The sequence below is a fragment of the Corallococcus macrosporus DSM 14697 genome, assembly GCF_002305895.1.
GTDB classification, from domain to species: domain Bacteria; phylum Myxococcota; class Myxococcia; order Myxococcales; family Myxococcaceae; genus Myxococcus; species Myxococcus macrosporus.
Genome location: NZ_CP022203.1, coordinates 4,368,578 through 4,383,010, shown reverse-complemented (window position 1 = coordinate 4,383,010; position 14,433 = coordinate 4,368,578). Strand labels below are relative to the sequence as shown.

The window sequence follows — 14,433 nt, the reverse complement described above, 5'->3', positions numbered from 1 at the left end:
GCCGACTGCGGAAGCCAGCCGCCTCAGCCGTCCGAGCGCAGCGCCTCGTGTGGCGGCACCCGGGTGACGCGGCGCGCGGGCAACCAGCTCGCCAGCAGCGCCACCCCGGCGAGCAACGCGGGCACGGCCGCGAAGGTGACGACGTCGAACGCACTCACGCCATACAGGACGCTGGACAGGCCGCGCGCGAGCACGGCGGCGCCGCAAAGGCCCAGGGCGACACCGGCCGCGGCCATCCGGAGCCCCTGCCCCACCACCCGCCACACCAGTTGTTGCTCGGTCGCGCCCAGGGCGATGCGAATGCCCAGCTCACGCGTCCGTTGGCTCACCGAATAGGACAGCACGCCATAGAGCCCGACACCGGCGAGCACCAGCCCCAGCACCGCCAGCGCCACCAGCAACGAACTCAGCACCTTCGTGTGGCCCAGGCTGGCGTCCACCACCGAGGCCAGGGAGCGCACCGACGCGCTCGGCAGCGCGGGAGCCACCGCGCGAAGCTGCTCCCGCAGCACCGGAGCCAGCGCCGCGCTGTCCTGCGTGGCACGCACCGTGAGCAGCATGTGCAGCCCCCAGAGCTGTCCCATGGGCACGAAGGCCTCCGGGGCCGGGGGCGCCTCCAGGCTGTTGTGCTGGACATCCCCGACCACGCCCACGATTTCGCGGAAGGTCTCACCGTCGAGCATCAGGCGCACGCGCTGACCGACCGCGCTGCGTCCCGGGAAGTAGCGCCGGGCGAACGTCTCGTTCACCACCACCACCGGCGCGGTGCCCGGGCCATCCCAGGTCTCGATGGCGCGCCCGTCCATCAGCGGAATGCCCAGGGTGTTGAAGTAGCCGTCGCTGGTGGTGCGGAACATGACCAGCTCCCGGGTGTCCGCCGTCGACTCCGGCTCGCCCGGCAGCAGCACCGGCGCCAGGCCATTGCGCCCCCACAGCGGCACCGTGCTGGACATGCCCGCGGACGTCACCCCCGGCAGCTCCCGCACCCGCTCGAGCAAGGTGGAGAAGAGGGCGCGTTGGGCAGCCTCGCCCCGGTACTTCGTTGAAGGCAGGGACAGGTCCACCACCGTGACGCCCTGGGGATTGAAGCCCAGCGGCACGGCGCTCAACGCATGGAGCGTCCGCAGCATGAGGCCCGCGCCCACCAGCGGAATCAGCGCCAGGGCCACCTGCGCGACCACCAGCACCACCCGCCCCCCTTCGCGCCGCGTGGCCCCCGCGCCCCCACGAAGCCCGCCCAACGCGCCCCGGGCGTCCGCGCGGGACACACGCAGCGCGGGGATCAGGCCGAAGAGCAGACTGGTCAGCACGGAGAGGACCAGCGCGATGGCCAGCAGGTGCGGCTCCAGGTGCAGCCCTTCGGCCCCCACGAACTGCGGCGGCATGAGCGCGCGCAGCAGGTCCACGCCCCACATCGCCAGGACCAGCCCGGCGGCGCCACCCACGAGCGCCAACATCCCGCTCTCCACCAGGAACTGCCGAACCAGCCGCCCACGGCCCGCGCCCAGGGCGGCGCGTACGGACACCTCGCGCTCGCGCGCCGAGGCCCGGGCCAACAACAGGTTGGCCACGTTGGCGCAAGCCACCAGCAACACCAGGCCCACCACCCCCGCCAGGAGCCACAGCCGCTCCTGGGAGCCCTCCACCACCTGGGTGTGAAGGGGCAGCAGCCGCACCCCGGAGGGCTCCTCCGCGAAGTCCGGCTCGCGCACCAGCGCCGCCCCCAGCGCGGACAGCTCCGTGCGCGCCTGCTCCGCCGACACGCCGTCGCGCAGCCGCCCCACCACGCGCAGCCACACCCCGCCAGCCGACTCCTCCGCGGACAGGGCCAGCGGCTTCCACGCCTCCACGTCCGGCGCGAAGCGGAAGCCCGGCGGCAGCACGCCCACCACCGTGTGGAGCTGCTCGTCGACCATCACCGTCTGCCCCACCACGTCCGGGCGTCCCCCGAAGCGCCGCTGCCACAGCGCATGCGACAGGATCAGCCCGGTGCCGTCCAGGTCCGCGCGGAAGTCCTGGCCCAGCAACGGCCGCACGCCCAGGAGCGAGAACAAGCCCGCCGTCGCCCGGCCCGCGCGCACCCGCTCCAGCTCGCCGTCCGCCGCCAGGGTGATGTCGCGAATCGACAGGCCCTCCAGCCCCTGGAACGAGAATGCGCGCTCACGCCAGGCCTGGAGCGACTTCAGCGACACGCCCAGCCGCTCGCGCTGAGGCGTTGACTGATACAGCGTCACCAGCTGCTCCGGCGCCTGGTACGGCAACGGCCGCAGCAGCACCTGGTACACCGCGCTGAAGACGGCGGTGGTGGCGCCAATGGCCAGCGCCAGCGTGGTGATGATGACCAGCGTGAAGGCGGCCTCGCGCCGCATGCGACGCAGGGACAGGCGAACGTCCTGAAGGAGCTGGGACATGAAGGCCCGGCTCCGCTGCAACTCCAACGCCATCAATCAACACCTCGGACTGGGGCCGCTGCGCGCTCCGCCGTGACGTGAATCGCGTTCGCCCGTGGCACGCGAGATCCCATCATCGAACAATGACAGCCACTTCCACGGCGCATGGCGCCACGCCGGAATTCTACCGCAAGGCCATCCAACCGGCGGCCCTGACAGATTGCGTTCCCCGCAATCCCGCACTTCCCTTCTTGACACCCTTGACGCTGCGTGGCACTAATCTGCGTCACTTCAATAATGAGAATCATTCTCATTATCCACTTAAGACCCCAGCGAGCGGGCGCAGGACCCCAGAAGGAGGAACAAGGACATGGGAACGCCCACCCGGGTGGCACTCGTCACAGGTGCCGCACAAGGTATTGGCGCGGCAGTGGCGCGTGCGCTCGCGGGCGAAGCCCTCATCGCCGCGGTCGACACGAACGCGGAGGGCCTGGGCACCCTGGTCACCGAGCTTCGTGAGCAGCACCACCACGCGGTGGGCTACCCGGTCAGCGTGAGTGACGTCGCCGCGGTGGACGCAGTGGTGGAGCGCATCGAGCAGGAGCTGGGGCCCATCGAGGTGCTGGCCAACGTGGCCGGCGTCCTGCGCACGGGCCCCGTCCTGTCCTACAGCGACGAGGACTGGGCCTTCACCTTCTCCGTCAACACCCTGGGCGTGTTCCAGGTGTCCCGTGCCGTGGCCCGCCGCATGGTGCCCCGTCGCCGTGGCGTCATCGTCACCGTGGGCTCCAACGCCGCCGCCGTGCCCCGCACGCAGATGGCCGCCTACGCCGCGTCCAAGGCCGCCTCCAGCATGTTCACCAAGTGCCTGGGCCTGGAGCTGGCCCCACACGGCATCCGCTGCAACGTCGTGTCACCGGGCTCCACCGACACCGCCATGCAGCGCGCGCTCTGGGCGGATGACTCCGGCGCGCAGGCCGTCATCGCCGGCTCGCCCGAGTCCTACCGGCTGGGCATCCCCCTGCAACGCATCGCCTCCCCCGAGGACATCGCCAACGCGGTGCGGTTCCTCGTCTCGGACGCGGCACGCCACATCACCCTGCACGACCTCCGCGTCGACGGCGGCGCGACGCTCGACGCCTAGCCCTCCCCGGGTGGCGCCGCGCGGCCCTCGCCCGCCCATAAGTTGAGAATGATTACTAGGATCCAATTCATCCGGCCCCCAGCATGGGTCGCCCGCTGAGCTGAAGGAACAGGAACACCGCATGGGACCGCAGACACTCGCCGCGCAGTTGCTGGAGAGCTACGAGGCCGGCTCTTCGTTCTTCTTCGCCACGCCCCGCCGCACGCTGCTGGCGCGCGGCACCTTCGCCACCGTGCCGCACCTGGGCGGCGCGGATGCCCTGGCGCGGCTCCCCGAGCGCGTGACGGCGGTGCTGAACGAGGCCCGCCAGGCGGACCACGACATCCCGGTGGCCGTGGGCGCGGTGCCGTTCGACGGCTCGGTGCCCGCGCAGCTCGTGGTGCCCCTGACGCTCCAGCGCGCCGGGCCCTTGGAGTTCGCCCAGGACGTGCCAGTGCAGCGGCCGCTCACCGCCAGCTACACGGTGCAGCCGGTGCCGGAGCCCGCCGCGTACCTGAACGGCGTCGCGCAGGCGCTGAAGCTGATGCAGCGCGGCCCGCTCCAGAAGGTGGTGCTGTCGCGCTCGCTGCACCTGAACGCCGCCGCGCCCATCGACCTGCGCAAGCTGCTGCGCAACCTCGCCCAGCGCAACCCGTCCGGCTACACCTTCGCCGCCGACCTCCCGGCGATGGAGGGGACGCCGGGCGCGGGCCCGCGCACGCTCATCGGCGCCAGCCCGGAGCTGCTCGTGTCCCGCTCCGGCTTCCAGGTGGTGGCCAATCCCCTGGCGGGCTCCGCGGCCCGCAGCCCCGACCCGTTGGAGGACCAGGAGCGCGCCGCCGCGCTGCTGAAGTCCCCCAAGGACCTGCACGAGCACGCGGTCGTCATTGACGCCGTCGCGGAGGCGCTGCGGCCCTACTGCAAGACGCTGAACGTGCCCGCCGGCCCGTCGCTCGTGAACACGGCCACCATGTGGCACCTGTCCAGCCGCATCACCGGCGAGCTGGCCGACCCGTCCATCTCCTCGCTGACGCTGGCGGCGGCCATGCACCCGACGCCCGCGGTGTGCGGCTACCCCACCCGCCTGGCGCACGAGGCCATCGGCTCCATCGAGCCCTTCGAGCGCGGCTACTACACCGGCACGGTGGGCTGGTGCGACGCCACGGGTGACGGCCAGTGGGCGGTGACCATCCGCTGCGCGGAGGCCAGCGAGCGCAGCCTGCGCCTGTTCGCGGGCGCCGGCATCGTCGTGGGCTCCACGCCCGAGTCCGAGCTGGCGGAGACCGAGGCCAAGTTCCGCACCATGCTCCACGCCATGGGCCTGGGCCAGAGCGCCGGGGTGCAGTCGTGACGTCCACCACCCTCCCAGGCTGCCCCACCTGGCCGGAGGACTACGCCGCCCGCTACCGCGCCGCTGGCTACTGGCGCGGGGAGACGTTCGGTCAGCTCCTGCACGAGCGCGCGCGAAGCCACGGCGAGCGGACCGCGCTGGTGGCCGGCGAGCGCCGCCTCACCTACGCGGCGCTGGACGCCCGCGTCAGCCAGCTCGCCGCCGGCTTCCACGCGCTGGGCATCCAGGCGAAGGACCGCGTCGTGGTGCAGCTCCCCAACGTGGCGGAGTTCTTCGAGGTCATCTTCGCCCTCTTCCGGCTGGGCGCGCTGCCGGTGTTCGCGCTGCCCGCGCACCGCGCGTCGGAGATTGGCTACTTCTGCGCCTTCACCGAAGCGGTGGCCTACGTCATCGCGGACAAGCAGGCCGGCTTCGACTACCGCGCGCTGGCCGAGCAGGTGCGCGCCAACTGCCCCACGCTGAAGCACGTCATCGTCGCCGGAGACGCGGGCGCCTTCACGCCGCTGAGCAGCCTGTTCGCCGCGCCCACCGAGCTGCCGCCGGGGCCCGCCCCCAGCGACGTGGCCTTCTTCCAGCTCTCCGGCGGGAGCACGGGCGTGCCCAAGCTCATCCCGCGCACGCACGACGACTACATCTACAGCCTGCGCGGCAGCGTGGACATCTGCCAGGTCGACGAGGACAGCGTGTACCTGTGCGCGCTGCCCGCGGCGCACAACTTCCCGCTCAGCTCGCCGGGGGTGCTCGGCACCTTCTACGCGGGGGGCACGGCGGTGCTGGCGCCCAACCCCAGCCCGGACACGGTGTTCCCGCTCATCGAGCGCGAGCGCGTCACCCTCACCGCGGTGGTGCCGCCGCTGGCCATGGTGTGGATGGACGCGGCCAAGGCGCGCCGGCACCAGCTCGCCAGCCTGAAGGTGCTCCAGGTCGGTGGCGCCCGACTCAGCGACGAGGCGGCCCGGCGCGTGAAGCCGACGCTGGGCTGCACGCTACAGCAGGTGTTCGGCATGGCCGAGGGCCTGGTCAACTACACGCGCCTGGACGACCCCGAGGACCTCATCGTCAGCACCCAGGGCCGCCCCATCTCCCCGGACGATGAAATCCGGGTGGTGGACGAGGACGGCGAGGACGTGGCGCCAGGCGAGACGGGCCAGCTCCTCACGCGCGGCCCCTACACCATCCGCGGCTACTACAAGGCGGAGGCCCACAACGCGAAGTCCTTCACCGTGGACGGCTTCTATCACACCGGTGACGTGGTCCGCCTGACGCCCCAGGGCAACCTGGTGGTGGAGGGCCGCGCCAAGGATCAGATCAACCGGGGCGGCGACAAGGTCGCGGCCGAGGAGGTGGAGAACCACCTGCTGGCCCACCCCGACGTGCACGACGCCGCGGTGGTCGCCGTGCCGGATGCGTTCCTGGGCGAGCGCACCTGCGCCTTCGTCATCGCGCGAGGCACGCCGCCCGCGCCCAAGGTCCTCACGGCCTTCCTGCGCCAGCGCGGCCTGGCCGCTTTCAAGATCCCCGACCGCGTCGAGTTCGTCGAGACGTTCCCGAAGACGGGCGTCGGCAAGGTCAGCAAGAAGGCGCTGCGCGACGTGCTCGCCAACGCCCCCTCCTCCCCCCCGGTTTCGCGCGCCACGCGCTGAAAGGACCCCTCCCATGGCGCTCCCCGCCATCGCTCCCTATCCCATGCCCGGCGTCGCCGACCTCCCGGCGAACAAGGTCTCCTGGACGCCCGACCCGAGCCGCGCCGTGCTGCTCATCCACGACATGCAGCGCTACTTCGTGGACGCCTTCACGCAGGGACAGTCCCCCGTGACGGAGCTGGTCGCCAACATCCAGCGGCTGCGCCAGCACTGCACGGCCCTGGGCATCCCCGTCGTGTACTCCGCCCAGCCGGGGGGCCAGACGCCCGAGCAGCGCGGCCTGCTGCTGGACTTCTGGGGCAACGGCATCAACGGCGGCACGGAGCAGAAGCGCATCATCGACGCGCTGACGCCCGCCGAGGGCGACATCCAGCTCACCAAGTGGCGCTACAGCGCGTTCCGCAAGACGGACCTGATGGACCAGATGAAGAAGCAGGGCCGCGATCAGATCCTCATCTCCGGCATCTACGCGCACATCGGCTGCCTCCAGACGGCCAGCGACGCCTTCATGAGCGACGTGCGGCCCTTCCTCATCGCCGACGCGCTGGGTGACTTCTCCCTGGAGCACCACCAGCTCGCGCTGAACTACGCGTCCAAGCTGTGCGCCGTCACGGCCACCACGCAGCAGGTGCTGGACGCGCTGGGCCCCGTCCCCACGGCCAACACGCTCACCCGCGAGCAGGTGCGCGCCGCGGTGGCGGAGCTGCTCCAGGAGGCCCCCGAGGCCCTGGGCGACGACGACAACCTGCTGGAGCGCGGCATGGACTCCATCCGGCTGATGACGCTGGTGGAGAAGTGGCGGGCCGCTGGCGCGGAGACCACCTTCGTGGAGCTGGCGGAGCGGCCGACGCTCGCCGACTGGTACTCGCTGCTCTCCCTGGGCACCACGCCCGCTTCCCGGAACGCCGCGTAGCACTTGCGGCGCGCGAGCCACCTCGCGCCCCTGACGCATGAACACACGGGAGTCCCTGGCGATGGGCGAAACACACGAAGCAGGCTGGCCGCTGTCCGCGGCCCAGCACGGAATCTGGGTCGGCCAGCAGTTCGACCGCGCGAGCGCCATCTACAACGCGGGCGAATGCATCGAGATTCGCGGGCCGCTCGTCCTGGAGCACTTCGAGTCCGCCTTGCGGCAGGCCATCGACGAGGCGGAGGCGCTGCACGCGCGCTTCTTCCCCGGCGACTCGGGCCCCGTGCAGTTCGTGCAGCCCCGCGCGTCGTGGCGCCTGCACGTCGCCGACGTCAGCGCCTCGCCCGACCCCTGGGCGACGGCGCAGGCCTGGATGCGGGAGGACCTGACGCGCACGGTGGACCTGAGCCAGGGCCCGCTGTTCGCGGAGGCGCTCTTCAAGGCCGCGCCGGACCGCTACTTCTGGTTCCAGCGCGCCCACCACATCGCCCTGGATGGCTTCGGCTTCTCACTGGTGGCCCGCCGCGTGGCGGACCTCTACACCGCCCGGGTGACGGGCAAGCCCGCCACGGGCGGCTTCGGCTCCCTGCGCGCCGTGCTCGACGAGGACGCCGCCTACCAGTCCGGCCCGCGGCACGCCGTGGACCGCGCCTTCTGGGTGGAGCGCTTCGCCCACGGCCCCACGCCGGTGACGCTCGCGGAGCCCGCGCAGATGTCTCCCCAGTTCGTGCGCCAGACGCGGCACCTGTCGCCCGCGGACGTGGAGCGCATGCAGGCCGCCGCGAAGCAGGCCGGGCTCACGTGGCCGGACCTGGTGCTGGCGGCGACGGCGGCCTGGCTGCACCAGCACACCGGCGCGCCGGAGGTCGTCCTGGGGCTGCCGGTGATGACTCGCCTGGGCTCGGCGGCCCTGCGGGTGCCGTGCATGGCCATGAACATCGTGCCGCTGCGCGTGCCGGTGCGCCCGGACGCGGGCCTGTTCGCCGTGGCCCGTGACGTGGCCGCGGAGCTGCGCGCCATGCGGCCGCACCTGCGCTACCGCTACGAGCAGCTCCGCCGCGACCTGAAGCGCGTGGGCGGCCAGCGGCGGCTCTTCGGCCCCGTGGTCAACATCATGCCGTTCGACTACGCCCTGCGCTTCGCGGGGATGCCGGCCTTCGCGCACAACCTCTCCGCGGGCCCCGTCGAGGACCTGTCCATCGGCATGTACGCCCGCTCCGACGGCAGCGGCCTGCGCGTGGACTTCGACGCCAACCCCGCCTGCTACAGCCCCGAGGTGCTGGACACCCACCAGCGCGGCTTCCTCCAGCTCCTCGAATCGCTGGTGGCGTCTCCCGAGCAGCCCGTGCGCCCAGCCAAGGCCAGCGCACGGCCCTCCATCGCGGACGGCGGGCCGCTGCCCATTCCCGCGCGTACAGTGCTGGAGCTCATCGAGGAGCAGGCGCGCGCGCGGCCCGACGCCATCGCCGTGGAGCACGGCGAGCACCGCCTCACGTACGGAGCGCTGCTCCAGTCCGCCCAGGCGCTCGCGGAGCGGCTGCGGGCCGAGGGCGTCCAGCCCGACTCACTGGTGGCCGTCTCCGTGCCCCGGAGCATCGACGCCATCGTGGCCACGCTGGGCGTGCTCCTCGCTGGCGCGGGCTACCTCCCGGTGGACCCCTTCGGCCCCGAGTCCCGGACCCGGGCCATCCTGGATGACGCCGCGCCGCGCGTGACGGTGAGCAGCGCCGTGAAGGACCTCACGGCGGGCATGCCCCCGCTGGCCCCCGGTCAGCTCGCCGTGCACCGGCGCGCCGGCCCCGAACAGGCGCCCGCGCCGGGCCGTACCGGCGCATCCCTGGCGTACGTCATCTACACCTCCGGCTCCACGGGCCAGCCCAACGGCGTGCAGATCGACCACGACGCCCTGGCCCACTTCGTCGCGGGCGCGACGTTCCGCTACGAGGTGACGTCCGAGGACCGGGTGCTGCAGTTCGCCCCGCTGCACTTCGACGCCAGCGTGGAGGAGCTCTTCGTCGCCCTGTGCGCCGGCGCCTCGCTGGTGCTGCGCACCGACGAGATGCTCCAGTCCGTGCCCCGGCTGCTGGAAGCCTGCGCCGCCCAAGGCATCACCCTGCTGGACCTGCCCACGGCCTTCTGGCACGAGCTGGCCTACAGCGTGTCCACGGGCGCGGCCCGGCTGCCGCCCTCGCTGCGCACCGTCATCATCGGCGGTGAGGCCGCGCTGCCTGAACGCGTCGCCCGCTGGCGGGCCTCCGCCGGCGCCAACGTCCGGCTCCTCAACACCTACGGCCCCACCGAGGCCACCGTGGTGGCCACCATCGCCACGCTCAGCGGCGGCGACGCCGTCCCGTCCGCCAGCGCGGAGGTCCCCATCGGCCGGCCGCTGCCGGGTGTACGCGCCGCGCTGGTCGACCCCCAGGGCCACCTCGTCCCCACCGGCGAGGAGGGCGAGCTGCTCCTGCTGGGCGGCGCGCTCGCCCGCGGCTACCTGGGCCGCGAGGCGCTGACGGACCAGCGCTTCATCGCGCTCCATGCGCTGCCGGGAAGTCCGCGCGCCTACCGCACTGGCGACAAGGCCCGGCTCCGCGAGGACGGCCAGTTGGTGTTCGTGGGCCGCGTGGACGACGAGTTCAAGATCAGCGGTCACCGCATCGACCCGTCCGAGGTCGAGACGGCGCTGCTCCGCCACCCGGGCGTGCGCGAGGCGGCCGTCGTCGGGCAGGTGCTCCCCAGCGGCTCGCGTCGGCTGTGCGCGTACGTGGTCACCACGCCGCCCGCGCCCACCGTGGCGGCGCTGCGGCAGCACCTGCTGGACGGCCTGCCCGCGCCCATGGTGCCCGGCACCTTCCTCTTCGCGGAGCGCCTGCCGCGCACCAGCACCGGCAAGCTGGACCGCAAGGAGCTGCGGCGCCTGCTCCCCACCGAGGAGACGGCGACCACGACGGCGGGCACCACCGCCCTGGAGCGCGTGGTGCTCAAGGTCTGGGAAGAGGTGCTGGGCGTGACGACGACGTCCGCGCAGGACGACTTCTTCGACCTGGGTGGCCAGTCGCTCCAGAGCATCCAGGTCGCCAACCGGCTCAGCATCGAGCTGGGCCGCGAGATCCCCGTGGCCACCGTGTTCCGTCACCCCACGGCCGCGGGCCTGGCCCAGGCGCTGGAGCAAGGCACCGACGGCGCGTCCGACGCGGGCGGCCTCACCGAGGCGATGCTCGCCGACGCGGTGCTGGCCGAGGACGTCGTCCCGCGCCTGACGGTGGAGGCCACCGAGTCTCCGCGGCTGCGCCAGGTGGTCCTCACCGGCGCCACCGGCTTCGTCGGGGCGCACCTGCTGGACCAGCTCCTGCGCCAGACGGACGCGCGGGTGGTGTGCCTGGTCCGCGCCCGCGATGAGGCCCACGCCCTGGAGCGCATCCAGGCCGCGCTGACGTCCCAGCAGCTCGCCCCGGAGCGACTGATGGAGCGCGTGGTGGCGGTGCCCTCGGACCTCACCCAGCCGTGGCTGGGCCTGGGCCCAGCGCGCTTCCACGGCTTGGCCTCGGAGTGCGACGGCGTCATCCACAACGCCGCGGTGGTCAGCGTGGTGCGTGAGTACGGCAGCCTCCAGGCGGTGAATGTGCGCGGCACCCGCGAGCTGCTGCGGCTGGCGGCCGCCGTCCGCGCCAAGCCCTTCCACTACGTGTCCACGCTCGCGGTGGCGCCGCAGTCCAACCTCAGCCCCGACGTGCCGGAGGCCTTCGTGCCGGCGCACCCGGGCCTGCGCGACGGCTACCAGCAGAGCAAGTGGATCGCCGAGCGGCTCGTCGAACAAGCCGGCGAGCGCGGCCTGCCCGTGTCGGTGTACCGGCTGGGCCGCGTGGTGGGCGCGCCCGACAGCGCCATCGTCAACCCGCAGGACCTGGTGTGGCGCATCCTGCTGGCCGGCATCCCGGTGGGCGCGCTGCCGCGGCTCGACGTCGCCGAGGTGTGGACCCCGGTGGACTACGTGGCCGGCGCCATCGTCCGCATGGCGCGGGACGCGCGTCCGCCCACCGTCTTCAACCTGTGCCCCACGCCCGAGGTGCGGCTGCCCGAGCTGTTCGCCTGGGTCCGTGACTACGGCTACCCCGTGGAGCACTGCCCCATTGGCGAGTGGCGCGACCGCGTGGCCGAGCGCGCCGGCACCGGTGAGAACCAGTCCACGCTCGCGTTCTTCGACCTGCGCGCTGGCTCGGACGGGCCCGCGTTCGGGCTGGGCCCCATCCGCTGTGAGCGGGTCCATCAGGCGCTCGAGGGCACGGGCATCACCTGCCCGCCCACGGACCGCGCGCTGCTGTACCGCTACCTCGATTACTGCATCTCGCGGGGCCTCCTGCCGCCCCTGCCCGCCACCCGCCCTTCCACTGAAACGGCCCTCCCGTGACGAACCGAACCTGGACGCCAGACTCCTGGCGGCACAAGCCCGTCAAGTACATGCCGGAGGACTATCCGGATGCCCAGGCCCTGGCCCACACCGAGGCCGAGCTGTCCCGCCTGCCACCGCTCGTGTTCGCCGAGGAGACGCGCCGCCTGAGGTCGCGGCTGGCCCGGGTCGCCGAGGGCAAGGCCATCCTGCTGCAAGGCGGTGACTGCGCGGAGAGCTTCAAGGAGTTCACCACCGACAACATCCGGGACACCTACCGGCTGCTGCTCCAGATGGCCATGGTGCTGACCTTCGCGGGCGGGCGCCCGGTGGTGAAGGTGGGCCGCATCGCCGGCCAGTTCGCCAAGCCGCGCTCCAGCCCCACGGAGACGGTGGACGGCGTCACCCTGCCCAGCTACCGCGGCGACATCATCAACGGCATGGAGTTCGACGCCCAGGCGCGGACCCCGGACCCGCGCCGGCTGCTCAAGGCCTACCACCAGTCCTCCGCCACGCTGAACCTCCTGCGCGCCTTCGCGCAGCGGGGCTACGAGGAGCTCTCCGAGCCCCACCGCTGGCCCCAGGGCGGCATCAACCGCCTGCTGGCGGACCGCATCCTGGAATCGCTGTCGTTCATGAACGCCCTGGGCGTCAGCCCGGAGCCGCGCCACGGCGCCAACGCCGTGGACTTCTTCACCAGCCATGAGGCCCTGCTCCTCAACGTGGAGCAGGCCATGACGCGCGCCGAGCCCGACGGCAGCGGCTGGTACGACACCTCCGCGCACATGCTGTGGATTGGCGAGCGCACCCGCCAGCTCGACGGCGGCCACGTGGAGTTCATGCGCGGCATCCAGAACCCCATTGGCATCAAGTGCGGCCCCACCATGGAGCCCGACGAGGTCCTCCGGTTGATGGACGTCCTCAACCCCCAGGGCATCCCCGGCCGCATCACCCTCATCGGCCGCTTCGGCGCGGACCAGGTCGCCGAGCGGCTCCCCCGGCTGATGGCCGCCACCCGCCGCGACGGCCGCCCCGTCATCTGGTCCATCGACCCGATGCACGGCAACACCCACAAGGCGGGCAACGGCTACAAGACGCGCTCCTTCGACCGCATCCTCACGGAGGTGTGCGGCTTCATGGACGCGGCCGCCGCCGAGGGCGTCCACCCCGGAGGCCTGCACCTGGAGATGACCGGGCAGAACGTCACCGAGTGCCTGGGCGGCCCCCAGCCGGTGACGGAGGACGACCTCTGCAGCCGCTACCACACCCACTGCGACCCGCGCCTCAACGCGGACCAGGCGCTGCAACTGGCCTTCCTCGTCGCGGAGTCCATGCCCTCCGTCCGCTCGCACGAAGCCCGTGCGGCCTGAAATCACCGTGCCTTGCTGGAGCCTCTCGTGACCGCTTCGTTCTCACCGCGACAGGAGCGTCTGCTCATCCTGCTGCTGGCGGGCGTGCAGTTCACCCACCTGCTGGACTTCATGATCGTCCTGCCGCTGGGTCCGGAGTTCATGCGGCTGTTCAACCTGTCAGCCGCGCAGTTCGGAACCCTGGTGTCCTCCTACACGTTGGCCTCCGCCGCCATGGGCGTGCTGGGGCTCGCGTGGGTCGACAGGTTCGGCCGCAGAAGCACGTTGCTGGCCATCCTGGGGGGGTTCATCACGGCCACGCTGGCCTGCGGCGCGGCGCAGAGCCACGCGTGGCTGCTGATGGCCCGGAGCATCGCGGGAGGCTGCGCGGGGCTCATGGGCGCCGTCATCATGTCCATCCTCGCGGACACCATCCCCGGCGAGCGCCGCGGCCGGGCCATTGGCACGGTGATGTCGTCGCTCGGGTTGTCCGCCGTGGCGGGCGTGCCCCTGAGCCTGGGCATGGCCAACCTGCTGGGCTGGCGCGCGCCCTTCTGGGCCATTGGCATGCTCGGCGCGCTGCTGTGGTGCGGGCTCTTCGCCGTGCTCCCGCGGCTGGACGCGCACGTCAGCTCGGGCCCGGAGCGGCAGGGCCCGCCCGTCACGGCGCTCTTCACGCCGGGCTTCGCGCTGGGCTGGCTGCTGACCTTCAGCGTCGCCTTCTCCAGCTTCCTGCTGATTCCGTACCTGAGCGCGTTCATGGTCGGGAACCTCGGGCTGAAGCAGACCGACCTGCCCTGGGTGTACCTGGCCGGCGGCGCCGCCACGTTGCTCGCGGCCCGTCAGGTGGGCCGCTGGGTGGACCGCTTCGGCCCCGCGCGGGTGCTCGCGGCGCTGCTGGTGGGCACCATGGTGCCGCACCTGGGCTTCTCGCACCTCCCCGCCTCGCCGCTACCGGTGGTGATGGTCGCCTTCGTCCTCTTCATGTCCATGACGTCCACGCGGCCCATCCCCACCCTCGCGCTCATCTCCGCGAAGGTGCCGCCGCCGCTGCGCGGGCGCTACATGGCCATGAACATGGCCGCCAGCGACGGGGCCTCCGGGCTCGCGGCGTGGGCCAGCGGGATGCTGCTGGTCACCGCGCCAGGCGGAGCGCTGGTGGGCTTCGGGACCGCGGGCTGGCTCGCCGTGGGCGTCACCACCGTCTCCCTCGTCATCCTCTGGACCTTTGGCCGCGGCGCCGTCCCGCTCAGCGCGGCGCCCTCGTCGCCGTGAACCGCAGT

The 14,433-nt window shown here is 72.4% G+C and carries 8 protein-coding genes; 7 read left to right on the top strand and 1 reads right to left on the bottom strand.

The genetic code is table 11. The features are described from left to right. Positions 1 to 23: 23 nt before the first annotated feature. The gene (locus MYMAC_RS18045) at positions 24 to 2,411 is read right to left on the bottom strand and encodes an ABC transporter permease (RefSeq protein ID WP_239989594.1); all 2,388 of its coding nucleotides are present in this window, start codon (positions 2,409 to 2,411) and stop codon (positions 24 to 26) included. A gap of 349 nt (positions 2,412 to 2,760) precedes the next feature. On the opposite strand from MYMAC_RS18045, the gene MYMAC_RS18040 reads away from it, so the two are divergent. The 7 genes from MYMAC_RS18040 (at position 2,761) to mxcK (ending at position 14,425) form a co-directional block, all read left to right on the top strand. Next, complete coding sequence (locus MYMAC_RS18040; protein ID WP_095958972.1) at positions 2,761 to 3,534, top strand: 2,3-dihydro-2,3-dihydroxybenzoate dehydrogenase; 774 nt, start codon at positions 2,761 to 2,763, stop codon at positions 3,532 to 3,534. A gap of 121 nt (positions 3,535 to 3,655) precedes the next feature. Beyond that, a complete protein-coding gene (gene dhbC / locus MYMAC_RS18035; protein WP_095958971.1) occupies positions 3,656 to 4,864 on the top strand; it encodes an isochorismate synthase DhbC in 1,209 nt (402 codons plus the stop codon). After that, positions 4,861 to 6,507, top strand: a complete 1,647-nt coding sequence (locus tag MYMAC_RS18030) for a (2,3-dihydroxybenzoyl)adenylate synthase (RefSeq protein WP_095958970.1) — start codon at positions 4,861 to 4,863, stop codon at positions 6,505 to 6,507. Before dhbC ends, MYMAC_RS18030 begins: the two co-directional genes overlap by 4 nt. Positions 6,508 to 6,520: 13 nt before the next feature. Beyond that, the gene (locus tag MYMAC_RS18025) at positions 6,521 to 7,420 is read left to right on the top strand and encodes an isochorismatase family protein (protein WP_095958969.1); all 900 of its coding nucleotides are present in this window, start codon (positions 6,521 to 6,523) and stop codon (positions 7,418 to 7,420) included. Positions 7,421 to 7,481: 61 nt separating this feature from the next. Beyond that, the gene (gene mxcG / locus MYMAC_RS18020) at positions 7,482 to 11,822 is read left to right on the top strand and encodes a myxochelin non-ribosomal peptide synthetase MxcG (RefSeq protein ID WP_095958968.1); all 4,341 of its coding nucleotides are present in this window, start codon (positions 7,482 to 7,484) and stop codon (positions 11,820 to 11,822) included. Further along, the gene (locus MYMAC_RS18015; protein WP_095958967.1) at positions 11,819 to 13,171 is read left to right on the top strand and encodes a class II 3-deoxy-7-phosphoheptulonate synthase; all 1,353 of its coding nucleotides are present in this window, start codon (positions 11,819 to 11,821) and stop codon (positions 13,169 to 13,171) included. Before mxcG ends, MYMAC_RS18015 begins: the two co-directional genes overlap by 4 nt. A gap of 27 nt (positions 13,172 to 13,198) precedes the next feature. Further along, positions 13,199 to 14,425, top strand: a complete 1,227-nt coding sequence (mxcK, locus tag MYMAC_RS18010) for a myxochelin export MFS transporter MxcK (protein WP_095961613.1) — start codon at positions 13,199 to 13,201, stop codon at positions 14,423 to 14,425. The last annotated feature ends 8 nt before the right edge of the window (positions 14,426 to 14,433 follow it).

What these genes read in the sequence shown, in the direction of transcription:
- MYMAC_RS18045 (WP_239989594.1), bottom strand. Translation starts at nt 2,411, where the DNA reads ATGTCCCAGCTCCTTCAGGACGTTCGCCTGTCCCTGCGTCGCATGCGG.
- MYMAC_RS18040 (WP_095958972.1), top strand. Translation starts at nt 2,761, where the DNA reads ATGGGAACGCCCACCCGGGTGGCACTCGTCACAGGTGCCGCACAAGGT.
- dhbC (WP_095958971.1), top strand. Translation starts at nt 3,656, where the DNA reads ATGGGACCGCAGACACTCGCCGCGCAGTTGCTGGAGAGCTACGAGGCC.
- MYMAC_RS18025 (WP_095958969.1), top strand. Translation starts at nt 6,521, where the DNA reads ATGGCGCTCCCCGCCATCGCTCCCTATCCCATGCCCGGCGTCGCCGAC.
- mxcG (WP_095958968.1), top strand. Translation starts at nt 7,482, where the DNA reads ATGGGCGAAACACACGAAGCAGGCTGGCCGCTGTCCGCGGCCCAGCAC.